The 13803-nt window shown below is 62.7% G+C and carries 13 protein-coding genes and 2 pseudogenes; 7 read left to right on the top strand and 8 right to left on the bottom strand.

What is annotated here, in order from left to right; all coding sequences use genetic code 11:
* Positions 1-604: 604 nt before the first annotated feature.
* Positions 605-1147 (bottom strand): hypothetical protein, encoded by a 543-nt coding sequence (locus tag IG98_RS0133360; RefSeq protein ID WP_157594660.1) that lies wholly within the window; start codon positions 1145-1147, stop codon positions 605-607.
* A gap of 304 nt (positions 1148-1451) precedes the next feature.
* Between IG98_RS0133360 and IG98_RS0133365 the strand changes: the two genes are divergently transcribed.
* Complete coding sequence (locus IG98_RS0133365; RefSeq protein ID WP_030921504.1) at positions 1452-2012, top strand: DUF6461 domain-containing protein; 561 nt, start codon at positions 1452-1454, stop codon at positions 2010-2012.
* Positions 2013-2241: 229 nt separating this feature from the next.
* Here IG98_RS0133365 and IG98_RS45580 read toward each other — a convergent pair whose 3' ends face one another.
* The 3 genes from IG98_RS45580 to IG98_RS0133380 form a co-directional block, all read right to left on the bottom strand.
* Positions 2242-2823 (bottom strand): DUF6461 domain-containing protein, encoded by a 582-nt coding sequence (locus tag IG98_RS45580; protein WP_051753283.1) that lies wholly within the window; start codon positions 2821-2823, stop codon positions 2242-2244.
* Positions 2824-3093: 270 nt separating this feature from the next.
* Complete coding sequence (locus IG98_RS0133375; RefSeq protein WP_030921510.1) at positions 3094-3309, bottom strand: hypothetical protein; 216 nt, start codon at positions 3307-3309, stop codon at positions 3094-3096.
* Between the two features lie 170 nt (positions 3310-3479).
* Positions 3480-3761: a hypothetical protein gene (locus tag IG98_RS0133380; RefSeq protein ID WP_030921513.1), complete on the bottom strand. Its 282-nt coding sequence runs from the start codon at positions 3759-3761 to the stop codon at positions 3480-3482.
* A 612-nt stretch (positions 3762-4373) separates the two neighbouring features.
* Here IG98_RS0133380 and IG98_RS0133385 point away from each other — a divergent pair.
* Complete coding sequence (locus tag IG98_RS0133385) at positions 4374-4823, top strand: PH domain-containing protein (protein WP_030921516.1); 450 nt, start codon at positions 4374-4376, stop codon at positions 4821-4823.
* Between the two features lie 211 nt (positions 4824-5034).
* Positions 5035-5891, top strand: a pseudogene (locus IG98_RS45585) (IS982 family transposase).
* Positions 5892-6107: 216 nt separating this feature from the next.
* Here the strand turns inward: IG98_RS45585 and IG98_RS0133395 are convergent.
* Positions 6108-6923, bottom strand: coding sequence for an ABC transporter ATP-binding protein (locus IG98_RS0133395; RefSeq protein WP_084195833.1), 816 nt, complete (start codon positions 6921-6923; stop codon positions 6108-6110).
* 140 nt (positions 6924-7063) lie between these two features.
* Entirely contained in the window at positions 7064-7732 is a 669-nt protein-coding gene (locus tag IG98_RS0133400) for a FadR/GntR family transcriptional regulator (RefSeq protein WP_030921523.1), read from the bottom strand.
* 174 nt (positions 7733-7906) lie between these two features.
* Between IG98_RS0133400 and IG98_RS0133405 the strand changes: the two genes are divergently transcribed.
* On the top strand, positions 7907-9706 hold the full coding sequence (locus IG98_RS0133405) for a 2-isopropylmalate synthase (protein WP_030921526.1): 1800 nt from the start codon (positions 7907-7909) through the stop codon (positions 9704-9706).
* 629 nt (positions 9707-10335) lie between these two features.
* Here IG98_RS0133405 and IG98_RS49320 read toward each other — a convergent pair.
* Positions 10336-10599, bottom strand: a complete 264-nt coding sequence (locus tag IG98_RS49320) for a hypothetical protein (RefSeq protein WP_084195834.1) — start codon at positions 10597-10599, stop codon at positions 10336-10338.
* Positions 10600-11043: 444 nt separating this feature from the next.
* Between IG98_RS49320 and IG98_RS0133415 the strand changes: the two genes are divergently transcribed.
* Positions 11044-11394 (top strand): Imm8 family immunity protein, encoded by a 351-nt coding sequence (locus IG98_RS0133415; protein ID WP_030921532.1) that lies wholly within the window; start codon positions 11044-11046, stop codon positions 11392-11394.
* Positions 11395-11520: 126 nt separating this feature from the next.
* On the opposite strand, the gene IG98_RS51095 is transcribed toward IG98_RS0133415, so the two are convergent.
* Entirely contained in the window at positions 11521-11793 is a 273-nt protein-coding gene (locus IG98_RS51095; RefSeq protein ID WP_157594661.1) for a hypothetical protein, read from the bottom strand.
* A gap of 39 nt (positions 11794-11832) precedes the next feature.
* Between IG98_RS51095 and IG98_RS0133420 the strand changes: the two genes are divergently transcribed.
* Both IG98_RS0133420 and IG98_RS45590 read left to right on the top strand, forming a co-directional pair.
* On the top strand, positions 11833-12267 hold the full coding sequence (locus IG98_RS0133420; RefSeq protein ID WP_157594662.1) for a hypothetical protein: 435 nt from the start codon (positions 11833-11835) through the stop codon (positions 12265-12267).
* A 276-nt stretch (positions 12268-12543) separates the two neighbouring features.
* A pseudogene (locus IG98_RS45590) lies at positions 12544-13788 on the top strand (IS256 family transposase).
* Positions 13789-13803: the final 15 nt, after the last annotated feature.

Here is a 13803-nt window from a genome sequence, read left to right on the forward strand (position 1 = left end):
CAGTTCAAGGACGCGCTCCAGAGCGGGAAAGATCCCACTCAGCAGACCCCGTAGCCGGTTGATCGCCCGGGTACGGTCCGCCACCAGATCTCCACAGTAGAAGGGGAAGCCCAGTTGGGAATCGATTCTGCATGTGCGGACGGTGACATGGGGAGTCACCTTGGGAGCCACTCGAACAGACGATCACGAACCGAGCCGGACGGATCTGAGCGGCCAGGGCCCCGACGAGCAGCAAGACGAACGACTCTGAATGGTCCTGGACATCGTTCGGGGGCCTACGGACCAGAAGGTCAGGCCGTGCCACTCGCGTGCCAGTATGGCCGGGGAACAAGGGGGAATCACGGGGAATCACGGGCAGGGGAAGACCGCCTCTCACCTGCGCCGCGGCAGTTCAGGGAGCCGCGTACCGAGATCTTGTAAACTGTAGGTCAGGGGTTCGATTCCCCTTCTACGTGCACCTATGGCATTTCGCGGCCGGGGCCCTCGGAGTCGGAGACAGCTCATCCTCGGGCTATTAACCAGGGTGACGAGGGGTCAACTACGGGCACTCACGGCTGGCCCGAGGTTGTCATTAACCAGGGGCTCCAGTGCCCAAAGTCCGTGATCATTGCGATTTCCAAGCTTTGGGGTTCAGTAAGTACTGGAGGAATTGGCTCGTAGTTTTCAGCACGGCGGGGTCATGCTGCGGCGCGGGCCATATCTGAAGGTAGTAGCCATCTATGGACCAGCTCTCCATATCCCCTTGGGTGTGATACCGCAAGCGGTATGGTCCGGGACCAGCAGGCAACGCAGGAAGGCTGTGCGCCTTTTCATCGTCCCAATCCATTTGCCATCCATCCAGGAGGAGCTCGCCCGACGAGGACTCAAAACTGATCTCCACGATGTCTTCGTAGTCGTCAAAGTGGGCACCCGGATCCTGATCGGCGACAGCCACCGTAAAGTCCACCACCCCACACTGAGCAGCGATATGCAGGCAGACGAGGCCTTTACCCTCCACTTCGATGAGCCCAATGGAGTGATTCGGGGAGTCATCTAACCCAACGCCGGCCCCGTAGTCCTCCCGATCCAGGAGATAGACCGCACCGCAGTCCTCCACCTCCACCTCCATTCGCTGGGTGTGCACGACAGGGGTCTCATCTCTGTTCATGGGCGGGAAGCATAGAGTCCGTCAGCGACAATTTCGGCTATCAGGGCAGCGCCACCGGGCTGCCCGCGAGCGATGGATATCGAGCGACTTCCGTGCCAGATCCGTGCCAGAACAGACGGGGAACCACGGTCAACCAGGGGGACTCACGGGGACTCGACCCGCCCTGACCTGCACCCCCGTTTTCCAGCTCAGAGCACCAAAGTCAGTAGATGACTCCCAAGCTGACAACGCATGGACTACAAGCAGATTTGTCGGCCCTCTCTGCCATGATCATCGCGATACGGCTTCCGTGGAAGGCACAGGGATGAGCAGCGCGACGGCAGCAACCTACGAATGGCTCTACCGGGAATTCACCGATGACGCTGATGAGACCTGGCTCTATGCCACTTTCGTACAGGGCTTGTCCCCTCAGGAGGCACTGCGGCGGATCGGCGTTGCTCCCGGTCCTCTGGACTCTGGATTCGGCGTCGCGGCCTATGCGGCTCGTGGGGGAACCGTCCTGATCGAGTGCGGCTGGGCCGGGATCATCTACTACATGGCCGGTCCGCTGTCTGTGGGCACATCCGCAGCCGCAGTCCTTGCGACCATCAAGAAAGAGGACTTCGCCTACTGTGTCGATGGTCAATTGGTCACCACGTTCGATCTGTACTCCTACTCCCTTCGGGAGGGATCTGATCCTGACCGGCTCCAGGCCGATGTTGAGAACCTCGGCCTGAACGACGACGACCCGCTCGAATTTCCCGATGATCCCATCTCACGGGCTCTCGCCCTTGCCGAACGCGCCACGGGTGTTCACCTGTCTGCCGCCCGTTACGCCAGCCCTGCCCTGATCGGGTCCACCGACCACCTTGAGCCCTACCGGTGAAGACCCGCGCGGATGAAGATCCGGAAAATATGCGGAATGCCCTCGATGCATCTGACCGGAGAATCCAGCCAACCGCCAGGTCAGAGCACCGAGCACCCCACAAGAAGCCCTCCACTTTTAATCCGCAGGTTTTGAGTTCGAGCCGTGCCGCAGCGCGGGCAGATTCCGGGCAGCGGAATGTGGTGCCAGCCTCTCCAGGCTGGCCGTCGGACGTGGCATCGTGGACGGATCAGCCAACGACGCCACTCATGAGCGGCTCTTTGACGATCTCCGGGGTCAGCACCACGCCGGTCAACCGGGCTGCGAGGAGAAGTGCTCCGGACGCGGACGACGGTGCCTCAGCACCGGTTCCGGGTACGTCGTCGGGATTAAGGCCCACCTGCCTCATCAGGTCGTTGAGCCGATCGGGATCACTCCCGTGCCGCCATTCGGGAATCTTGGGATTGAAATGCGTGACCAACTCCCCGTCCACCGCGTAGACGAAGTCGTCGGATGCGTAGTCATGCCGCAGCACCGCCACGGCCACGGTCCCGGCCGAGAGAGCTTGTGCCTTGTCGGCTTCCGTGCACGTCCACCCGCTCTCCTCGATAAGCACCGTCCACTCGCCCACTCGCCCCGCGAGCACCGTCTCAGGAAAGAGGCCATCGTCTATCAACTCGTCATAGGTGAGTGGCCGAATGCTCTCCTGGTCGGCACCCAGCCGGCGAAGCGCCTGCACCTCGCTGACTCCACGCACGAAGGTCAGACACCACAGATCGCCCAGCTCGTCGTCTTCGGCCAGCCAGGCAACATCGGCGTAGGTAAACGCCATCCGCAACACCTCATCTGTTGATCGTCGTGCCATTAGCGTGCCATTAAGGGGGGTATCGAGGGGTCAACCACGGTCACTCACGACCGGCCCGAAGTCCAGGTCAGCCGTCCTACGAGGCGTGATCCATACACTTCCCAAGCTGACAGCGCGGGTTCGATTCCCGTCACCCGCTCCACTCACCAAGGAGCAGGTCAGTAAGAGATTCCCGACTACGGGTGTTCGTCAGCTTCTGAAGTAACCCTCTGAGCCAAGAGGCTTTCGGGTGCTTGCTCATGGCCGGTACCGCCTAGTACGTAAGTACTCGGCACGCTCCGCCGCCATGCGTTCCCGTCGCTCCTGAGTCAGGATCTCTTGGGGACTCGGCACCTGCCGCTTCTCATGTCTGATCGCCAGGCGGATCGCCCAGTAAAGAAAAAAGAACACCAGCACAGCCGGAATGGCCCATATCACCAGCAAGAACAGAATCTCGGTGAACCCGATCTCCATCTGATCCTCCGTATAGGGGGAACCAGCGTGCCTGATCTTGCATACTGCGTCCATCGACGACTTCGCCCGGCCGTCGGCCTAAGGTCAGTTTTCACGTGCTATCTACAGCTCCAACCACCATCCCGACCTGCGCAGCGCTTCAGATCTTCCGATTGCGTGATCCACTCCGATCAGGCGTCTTCGCTGAGATCCTCGGGCGAGGTGTTACCTCTCGTCCGGAGTCCTCGCCACACCATCTCTACCGCCCACCGGATCCCGAATAAAACAACTCCGGCGGCGATCCAATAGACGAATTCAGGCAGGTCCCAAACGAAGTCTGGCAGGCCCCGCTCAGGCCCGCGAAACAGAACAACCACTCCGGAGATCACAGCCAGCCCTACGATATACAAGGCTATGCCGCCGAAGATTTCCACAGCGAAATCCTTCAGGAATGCCTTAATGCGCCCATTCATGATCGGTGTCCTCTCTAAACGAGTGCTGCCTCAACTGATCAACGACGACACCGAGAGCATGGTTCCCTTCCAATCCCTCAAGGAATGCGGCGGCCGTGATCGGGGGGATTGGTGGTTGTTGCCTTTCCCACCACGGGGCATCGCTCAAGATGCACGCCTCCGGCGGGGCCGGACTCCGGGATGATCGCCACGCCCGAGAGCCAGGGTTCATCACTGGCAGGCGGGAAGCCGGATCTTCCCGCCTGCCATGTCCTAGGCAAGCCCAACATCTCGACTCCTCCGGATCAAGGCCGTCTGTGACCGAGGAACGTCTACCGGCCGGCGTACACGCGAAGACGGCCTTGATCCTCCGTCCCCGAGCTGTTGCCCCTCAGGGGTGGGACGAGGCAGACAGGAAGATCCGGCGAGAGGGGTGTGTCGTCCGCACGGGGTTCTCAGGCCGCGCCCGTTGCGTGCCTCAGGAGGGTCGCCAAGGGGGACTCACGGGCACCGTATGGAACGGCATGGCCTCATCACCCGTTTACTGCTTGATTCTCTCGACCGGACGGTGGTCACACGATGCGACAAAAGACCTGGCGAATGAGCCTCGGCTTTCGAGTAGTAGGTGTTGCCTTGAGCCTGCTACTGCTTGGGTCGGTGAGCTTTGCTGTCGTTTTGCTCATCGATACCCCCAACACGCCCGTCATCATAGTAGTCCTCAGCCTTATTGCGTTCATCCCATTGACGACTGCTGGGACCATAAAGATGGTACTGATAAGCATTCGCCCACTTCTCCGCCTGACCGACGACGCCGTAGTCGTTCGCAACCCGTATGAGAGGACCCGGCGGATACCGCTTGTCGAGATCATGGATGTATCGGCGGGGTACTCGGGGATTGAGATCACAACTACACGAGGGACAACCGTAGTTGCCGAGGCAGTCCAGAAATCCAACCTGGCGCAGTGGCTGGGGCGGCAGACACGAGCCGACATGGTAACCCGCAAGCTGGGGGATGCTGTCGCTGCTGCCCAGGCTGAGAGCTCGAACAACGCCTCCGGCGGGAGCACTCCGGCTCCGGAATGATCGACAAGACCAGTGCTCGAACCCTAGACGAGAAGTTCCGAAGTATCGGCGACGCTGATGGTTGGCTGCGCCGGGTTGGCCCCTTACGGCCCGCCCGTGGAGCAGATGCTCCGGCGATGCGTCTGAAGCCCACCCCGACCGAAACTCGATCGCGTCCCCGAACATCGCGAAACCGGCCACCGAACAAGACGAGGGTGTCGAAGATCAGTTTGTGACGACCGACCTGGACACCCTCGTGACCGCACTCTACGACAAGATCGGAGGAACGCGACGCCTCGGCCGGCCACCCCTGCTCAGCGACTCCGAACTCGTCTGCCTCGCGGTGGCCCAAGCCCTGCTCGGACACCATTCCGAGGCCCGCTGGCTGCGCTTTGCCCGCTCACATCTCACGGGTATGTTCCCTTATCTGCCCGAGCGCCCCGGCTACAACAAACGCCTGCGCGCGGCACTACCCCTGATCAAGCAGATGATCCGGCACCTGGCGCACGACAGCGATTCCACCCCCGTGCCGTGTGGGATGTCGCGTCCGACCGTCCAGCGCTCGGAGCTGGCGGGCCGGGCCGGGCCGGCTATGGCCATTGCGCTTCGCACTCGCGCTTGTTCTGGGGTCTGCGTCTCTATCTGGTCTGCACCCCGGCCGGAATGCCGATCTTATGGGCGCTGGCCAACCCGAAGCTCGGTGAACGCGAGGTCTTGGCCGCGATGCTGGAACTCGACGCCGCCCTGATCGCCGAGCGCCGAGGCGTCCTGCTCATCTCCGACAAGGGATTCGCCTCCAAGCCGTTCGAAAAAGACCTCGCCGAGCGCGGCGTCGAGCTGCTGCGGCCCTCTCGCAAAAGCGAGAAGAAACGTTTCGGGGAACCGATGCTCAAGAAGGTCCGCCAGCTGATCGAGTCGGTCAACGACACCCTCAAGGGCCAGCTTGACCTGGAGCAACATGGCGGGCGGACCTTCGAGGGCGTCGCCGTCCGCGTCGCCCAGCGCATCCTCGCGATGGCCGCAGCGATCTGGCACAACAACAAAATTGGCGCACCGATCACCCGATCACTGATCGCCTACGACCACTGATCACTTCGGAACTTCTCGTCTAGGCATCACTCGAAATTCCATACGGGAACAGACTCCCGAGAACAGCCTGCCCCGAGGCTCGCTCAACCCGTGGTTTCGCACGGTGTCACCGTGTGAGTGTTCGTATTGGCCCCGGCGCTGTCGCTGCTGTTCTCCCGATGAGCGGAGGATCGCGTCGTGGCCGGTGTGGCCACCGGAGATGTTTCGGCGGTCAGTTCATGCCTCCAGTAACTGCCAGTTGAGCATCCGGTCGGCGCGGGCCTGCCAGCGCCGGTCGCGGTATTCGATCTGGATTGGGTAATTGAAGCTTTCGGTTACCAGCTCGGTGGTGAGTACATCGTGTGCAGGGCCGGAGGTGAGGACCCGGCCTTCTTTGATGAGCACGGCGTGCGTAGTTGTCTCGGGCAGTTCTTCAAGGTGGTGGGTGACGAGCACGGTCGCGAGGTCTGCTTGCGAGCGGTGCAGGTGATCGAGTGTTTCGAGGAACTGTTCCCGTGCGGCCACGTCCAGGCCGGTCGACGGCTCGTCGAGTAGCAGCAACGGCGGATCAGGCAGTAGAGCCCTGGCGATGAGGGTTCTGCCGCGTTCGCCCTGTGACATGGTGGGCCAAGTCGCACTGTCCAGCTCTTTGAGGCCGAGCATCTCGATGAGGTATTCGGCACGAGCCAGGATGTCGGGCGCTGCCTCCCAGCGGTTCATGAGTTCGGTCGTACCGGTCGCCCCGGTGAGGACGACCTGCCGTACGGTGAGCGCGGATTGCAGCGGATGGCGGGGATTGACGTGTCCGATGGACTCGCGCAGCTTGCGTATCTCGACGCGGCCGAGCTGGTGCCCGAGAACGTGGACGAAGCCGCGGGTGGGGTGTTTTTCGGCGCCGCACATACTCAGGATCGTGCTCTTGCCCGCCCCGTTGGGGCCGATGAGCGCCCAGTGCTCGCCCGCGTGGACAGTGAGGTTGATGTCGGTGAGAATCTGCCGCGATTCGCGGACGAAGTCAACGCTGTCCAAGCGCAGTATCTCGGTGGCGGTCAAGTGCGCTCCTTCCTCGCTCATGTCAATGTGTGTTCTCAGGGGTGATCGCCCTGTGGTGCTCGACGCGGCGATCAGTCAGGACGCAGGACAGCCGGACAGGACCTGCCCTCCCGTGGTCAGGCTTCCAGGCCATGGAGCTGCTACGTGAGACCCTCTCTGAGGGTCAGCAGGTGGGTACGGCTGCGTTCTGCGGCGGCGGTCTCTTCCCGGTCGGCGATCGCGTCGGCCAGTTCGGTGTGGGCGGCGTGATCGGCGTCGCTGCCGAACTCTTTACGGATACGGAGCATGTCGATCATCGCTTCGCGCAGTCGCGGGGTGAAACTGTCGAACAGCTCGATAAGGACCGGGTTGTGGGCGGCGGCGACGATAGCGCGGTGGAAAGCGGTGTCGGCATCGACGTGGCTTTCGATGTCGGATCGGTGCTCGGCTCGCTGCGCAAGTGCGCGGCGGATGGCACGCAGGTCTGCGGGGGTACGCCGCGCGGCGGCGAGAGCGGCGGCTTCTGTCTCGATGGCGATGCGCGCTTCGATGACGGAGACGATCCCGGCTCGGCGAAGCACCACGTCCCAGTCCTCTGGCGCGTCGAGCGCGGTGACGAACACACCTGCGCCTTGGCGTGAGGCGAGCACGCCACGACCGGCGAGCTGACGGATCGCCTCGCGAACGGTGGAGCGACCGACGCCGAGCTGCGGCGCCAGGCTGGTCTCGCCGGGCAGCTTCTCGCCCAGACCCCACTCACCGGACCTGATCCGCTCCAGCAGCAACTCGGCGGCCTGATCCGCCAATGGTGCCCGCCTCAACTGCGCCATGTTCACGACCCTCTCTGCTCTGCTTGTCTGAGGAGTTGTGTTAGAGTCTACTCATGTTCTCTGTCGAGATCCTTCTTCTTCGCCGCCACGGCGGGGCCTAGCTAGACCGGCTCCCTGTCGTGGCGCCGAACCCTGTGCCGGTCGCCAGGACCGAAGAATAAGGAAACCCTCGACATGACCACGACATCGTTCCCCCGCGTCTCCACGCCCGTCGGCCCGGTGCCCGAGCAGGCACCGTCTTGGAACCGGCAGCGGCACTCGCAGATGCCCTCGCACCGCTACGCCGACGTGTACTCCCGTGTGGACGTGCCCCTCGCCGAGCGGGACTGGCCGACCCGCCGCCTCACGACCGCTCCGTTGTGGGTGCCGGTCGATCTGCGCGACGGCAACCAGGCGCTCGCCGAGCCGATGGACCCGTCCCGCAAGCGCCGCTTCTTCGAGCTCATGGTGGCGATGGGCTACAAGGAGATCGAGGTCGGTTATCCCTCGGCGTCGCAGACCGACTACGACTTCGTGCGGCTGATCGCCGAGACCGACATCGCCCCTGACGACGTGACGATCGTCGTGTTCACCCCGGCCCGGCGCGACCTGATCGACCGCACCGTCGCCTCCATCCGCGGGATCACCAACCCCGTGGTGATCCACATGTACACCGCGACCGCACCCACCTGGCGCAGCATGGTGCTCGGCTACGAACCGGATGACCTGAAACAGCTCATCCTCAGCGGCGGCCGTGACGTGCTGGAGTTCGCGGGCGACCTGCCGAACGTCCGTTTTGAATTCTCGCCCGAGGTGTTCAATCTCACCGAACCCGACTATGTCCTCGACATCTGCGACGCGATGACCGGGCTGTGGGATGCCACCCCGGCGCGGCCGGTGATTTTGAACCTGCCCGCCACGGTCGAGGTCGCCACCCCGAACGTGTACGCCGATCAGATCGAGTACATGCACAAGAACCTCTCCCGCCGCGACAGCGTGATCCTCTCCATCCATCCGCACAACGACCGGGGCACCGGCATCGCCTGCGCCGAATTGGCCGTGCTCGCCGGCGCCGAGCGGGTCGAGGGCTGCATCTTCGGCAACGGTGAGCGCACCGGGAACGTGGACATCGCCACGCTCGCACTGAACATGCACGCCCAAGGCATCGATCCGATGATCGACTTCTCCGACATCGACGAGATTCGCCGCACTGTCGAGCACTGCAACCGCATCGAGGTACACCCGCGCCACCCCTACGTCGGTGACCTGGTGCACACCGCGTTCAGCGGCACTCACCAGGACGCGATCCGCAAGGGTTTCGCAGAACACCACGCCCGCGCCGCCGCCGAGGGCCGACCTGAACGAGAGCTGGAATGGCGGGTACCATACCTGCCGATCGATCCGGCCGACATAGGCCGCGACTACGACGCGATGATCCGCGTCAACTCCCAATCCGGCAAGGGCGGCATCGCCTACCTGCTGGAAACCGAGTACGGCGTCGAACTGCCCCGCAGATTGCAGATCGACTTCGCCCGCCACGTTCAACAACACACCGACACCACCGGCGGTGAGGTCACCGCCGCCGAGCTGTGGGATTCCTTCCGCAGCCTCTACCTCCACCGGCCCGCGCCCACCGATCCCGTCGTCCTGGTCGGGTACGACACTTCGGAGGCGGTCGGGCAGACCCGCACCCGTGTCAGCCTCCGCATCGACGGAACCGAACAGACCAGCACACGCACAGACATCGGTCCCGTCGAAGCACTCACTGCGGCCCTCGACGCCCACGGCATCCGGATCGACGTGCTCAGCCTGCACCAGACCAGCGTCGGCGCCGGCAACGACAGCGATGCACTGACCCTGCTCGAATACCGCACCGACGACACCATCGGCTGGTCCGCCGGCCAGGAACGCTCCGTCCTCGCCGCGAGCATGGCCGCCGTGATCGCCGCCGCGAACACCATCAGGCGCGCCCCAGCCTTGGCCGGTATCCATTGACCGCTTCTGCGTCCACTCGACCACCGGCGTCAGGTGGCACCATGTGCCCCCCCGACAGAGCGCGGTATCGATAGGGCTTCCCCCATGAACGACTGAAGCAGGACCTCGAAGAGTTGGGCATGCTCTGGGATTTCGACCCGGAATCCGAGGTCTTCCCACCTTACATCGAGGGCGCTTTGGCACTCGCTGAACGACGCACTGGCGTCCGGCTGGAACCCCGCCACCTCCAGCCCGGCGCCTTACCGCACCGCGCCTCCATCGCCCGCTACTACGAAAGCCCTGAAGGCAGATTTCCAGAGCTGGCCTGACACTAAATTGATTTGTGTTCGATCCGGCGACAGGAAGACCCGATGGGAGAGGTACGCACGCTTCATGTAGGTCATGAGCCCGCTCGGGTTGCAATTCGGGTCGCAGTTCACCGCCGTACCAGCGTGTTCCAAGCAGATCAGGAGGGGATGTTGATCCAGATGGGACTGTCTTGAACGATGGCCTCCCGAGCTGCCAATGCGGTTTGGCTTAGGCGTTTGCCGTGCCCGTTGCGTGCCTGTCAGGAGGGTGGACAGGGGGGAATCACGGAGACTCGCGGGCAAGGCAAGACCGCCCCTGACCGTCTACACTGCAACTCCGGCTCAAATGGACTTCACCCAAGAACGAGCTGTGTCGGCAGGCATCGCAAGTTCGCTTTGAACAAGCCGTATAGCCTCCTCTTCATGACCTCGAACCTTTAGCTGACGCACGCGCCCAATGATGTCCATAGCTCTTACCGGATCCGTGTACTTGAGCACACGTCGTTGTCGCAGCAACTTGACCAGCGTGAATATCCAAAAAATGATGAAACCGACGAAAAGTAAACCAAATAAACCAAAGACGAGAGGGATCACTAAATCAAACATCCAATGATCATAGCATTCAATTAATCGCACCTCAGGGCCCCGTTGCAGTCCGAGGCCGTGCCAAGCGGTTGGAGTAGACCGTGCACTCGCTCTGACCTGCGTTGAACTGTCCAGAAGAGCCCACGATCGATCTTTTGATCTACAAGGTCTCGATTCGAGATATACGACGTTCGAGAGGCCGTCTACTGCAACAGCCCATGATTACAACCTTCCAGCACCACCCGAAGGCGGATCAGGGGCTTCTGATCATGGGGTGGTCCCGACAAGGAAGAGGCCATGACCTTGATCGCGTGCCAGAACAGGCGGGGAATCACGGTCACTCACGGGGACTCGACCCGCTCTGACCTGCATCCCCGTTTTCCCAGCTCAGGGCAGCAAGGTCAGTAGATGATTCCCAAGCTGACAGTGCACCCAGATCTCAGTTCTCTGCGCGATCATTGGACGATGAGAGCACGAGTGGGCGACTGCCGCTGGGTCGACCTTGAGGTCGGGCGGAGCGTTGACAACCCGGCCCATGCCAGTGAACTCCTGGAGATGTATGTCGGCCCTCAGGACGGACCAGGCGAGGAACGGTTCCAGCTCACCGTCTGCACCCCATCGGCCCTTATTGAGCAACTCCAGCACCACCCCTTTCTCATCGGTCGGCACTGGCTTTTCGTCGCCGAACTCCATCCCGACAAGGTGACCACGTGGCTGAGCGATCGAATCGCCGTGCTGGAGGCTCCGACGTGGGGTGAACTCGCTGAGAAGATCGGCCGTATCGGAGAGTGGGAGTTCGAGGACTACGCCGACTGAGCCTCGTACCGCAACGAGTACTGCAACAAAGGCACACAACGGCTCACGTCCACACCCGCCCACCACTGCTTGGAACTGGGCTGAGAGTCCTGGCCCCTGGCTGGGATGGTCCTGATAAGGAAGAGGTCAGCTGAGCCGGGGCCAGCCAGCCAGTTGCAATCCCTGTTGCAGTTCAAGGGTGTTTATGGGAGTTACGTCTGGCAGTTCATGCCTGGCGATCCTCACCTTGAAGAGACGAGACGTCCGCTCAGGAGGGAGCGGACCACCTGAGGTCTGATAGTTCATGAGCTTGTGAGAGCCGCGAGCGAAGACGAGACCTTCATCTTCCCACTGCGACCCCAGGTTTAGGTTGGCCAGCCTGAAGCGCATCGAGACTACGCCGATGGAGAACTCGTTCACGGTGAACTGGTGTCCTGAGTCGATCTACAATATCGATTCATGACTTTCCGGGTCTGGTGCTATCTGCTAGTGCTGCCATTGATGGCCGGGTGCGTGTGCGTTCCGTCCCGGCACGAAGTGGCCATGCCGCCTGCGAACGCGACCCCGCAGGAGGTCGTCGCGGTGTGGCTGGAGGCGATGACCGCCAAGGATTCGGAGACGGCGCTGGCCCTGATGGTCCCCGGCGAGGACCACTCGATGGAGTTCGAGCATTCACAGGGCCCCTTCAAGAACTGGATCGACATTTCGGGCCTCGAAGTCGGCGAACCCTACGAGGCCATCGACTGCGAACCGGGCGAACAGTGTGTCCGGGTCCCGGTCAGCTTCAAGCTGTGCGCCCACGAGTTCACCGGTGACGGCGACCCGTGGACCCACCCGTTCACGGTCCAGAACGAAGGCCGGCGCTGGCTCGTCAAGGGGTACGGCTCGGGCTGAGTTGCCGCCTTGGTAACGGACGCCTGGCCGAGGGTGAATGGAACCTCCAAAGGCCATCGTGGGAAGCCCACGTACCCAACCTCACGGGAGAGAACACCTAGTCGAGCTCTAGCCAACGTTCTCCCTGGTCAACGAGGTAGGCGAACGGTTCAAGGGTTGCGTCCACGGGGGTGGCGTACGAGTTTCCCCAGCTAGTGGGCGTGGCGCCGTGAAATGAGGACGGCCATCGCGTGATCCTTCGAGTGCGAAGTAACAAGATCGAAGGAGAAGAAAGCGATGGCCGTACCGAACAGTGTGGACCCCGCGAGCTGGCTGGCGGAGCAGATCGAGCACGGGGATCCGGATCTGTTGCGGTCTATGGTGAAGACCATGGCCGAGACGTTGATGTCGGCCAAGGCCGACGGTGTGTGCGGCGCCGAGTACGGCACCCGCAGCGACGAGCGCACCAACCGGCGCAACGGCTATACCGAAGCCGCGAGTGGGACACCCGGGCCGGCACCGTCGAGCTCGCGATCCCGAAACTGCGCTCGGGTTCGTACTTCCCCCACTGGCTGCTGGAGCGCAGGCGGCGGGCCGAACAAGCCCTGATCAGCGTGGTGGCCACCAGCTACCTGCTCGGGGTCTCGACCCGGCGGGTGGACAAGCTGGTCGAGCAGCTCGGTATCAAGCACATCTGGAAAAAGCCAGGTCTCGGAGATGGCCAAGGTGCTGGACGCTCAGGTCGAGGTCTTCCGCAGCCGCGCCCTGGATACCGGGCCGTATGCGTTCGTGTGGCTGGACGCGCTGACGCAGAAGGTCCGCGAGGGCGGGCGGATCATCAACGTGCACGTGCTGGTGGCCACCGCCGTCAACGCCAACGGCAATCGCGAGATTTTGGGGCTGGAGGTCACCTCGGCCGAGGACGGCGCGGGCTGGCCGGCCTTCCTGCGCGACCTTCTCGTTCGCGGCCTGTCCGGGGTGCAGCTGGTCATCTCCGATGCTCACACCGGGCTGGTGGCGGCGGTCGGTGCGACGTTGCCGGGCGCGTCCTGGCAGCGTTGTCGCACGCACTACCCGCGCAACCTTTTGACGACGGTGCCCAAATCGGCGCAGCCGTGGGTGGCGACCTTGGTGCGCACCATCTTCGACCAGCCCACCGCCGAGCAGGTGCGCACCCAGCACGCGTGGGTGATCGAGGTGTTGGAGGCCAGATATCCGGCCGCGTGTGAGCATCTGGACGCCGCCCGGGAAGAGTTGCTGGCCTTTGCCGCCTTCCCCCGGGAGATCTGGAAGCAGATCTGGTCGAACAACCCGCAGGAACGGTTGAACAAGGAGATCCGCCGCCGCACCGACGTGGCCGGGATCTTCCCCGACCGCGGCTCGATCGTCCGTCTTGTCGGTGCGGTTTTGGCCGAGCAGGCCGACGAGTGGACCGAGGCCCGTCGTTACATGGGACTGGATGTCCTGGTCAAGACTCGGATGCGGGTCATCACGAGCGACACACCGCAGCAGAAACCCATCCCGCAGACACTTACCGCTTAACCTGCAGAAACAGGA

The organism is Streptosporangium amethystogenes (genome assembly GCF_000721075.1).
GTDB lineage: Bacteria > Actinomycetota > Actinomycetes > Streptosporangiales > Streptosporangiaceae > Streptosporangium > Streptosporangium amethystogenes.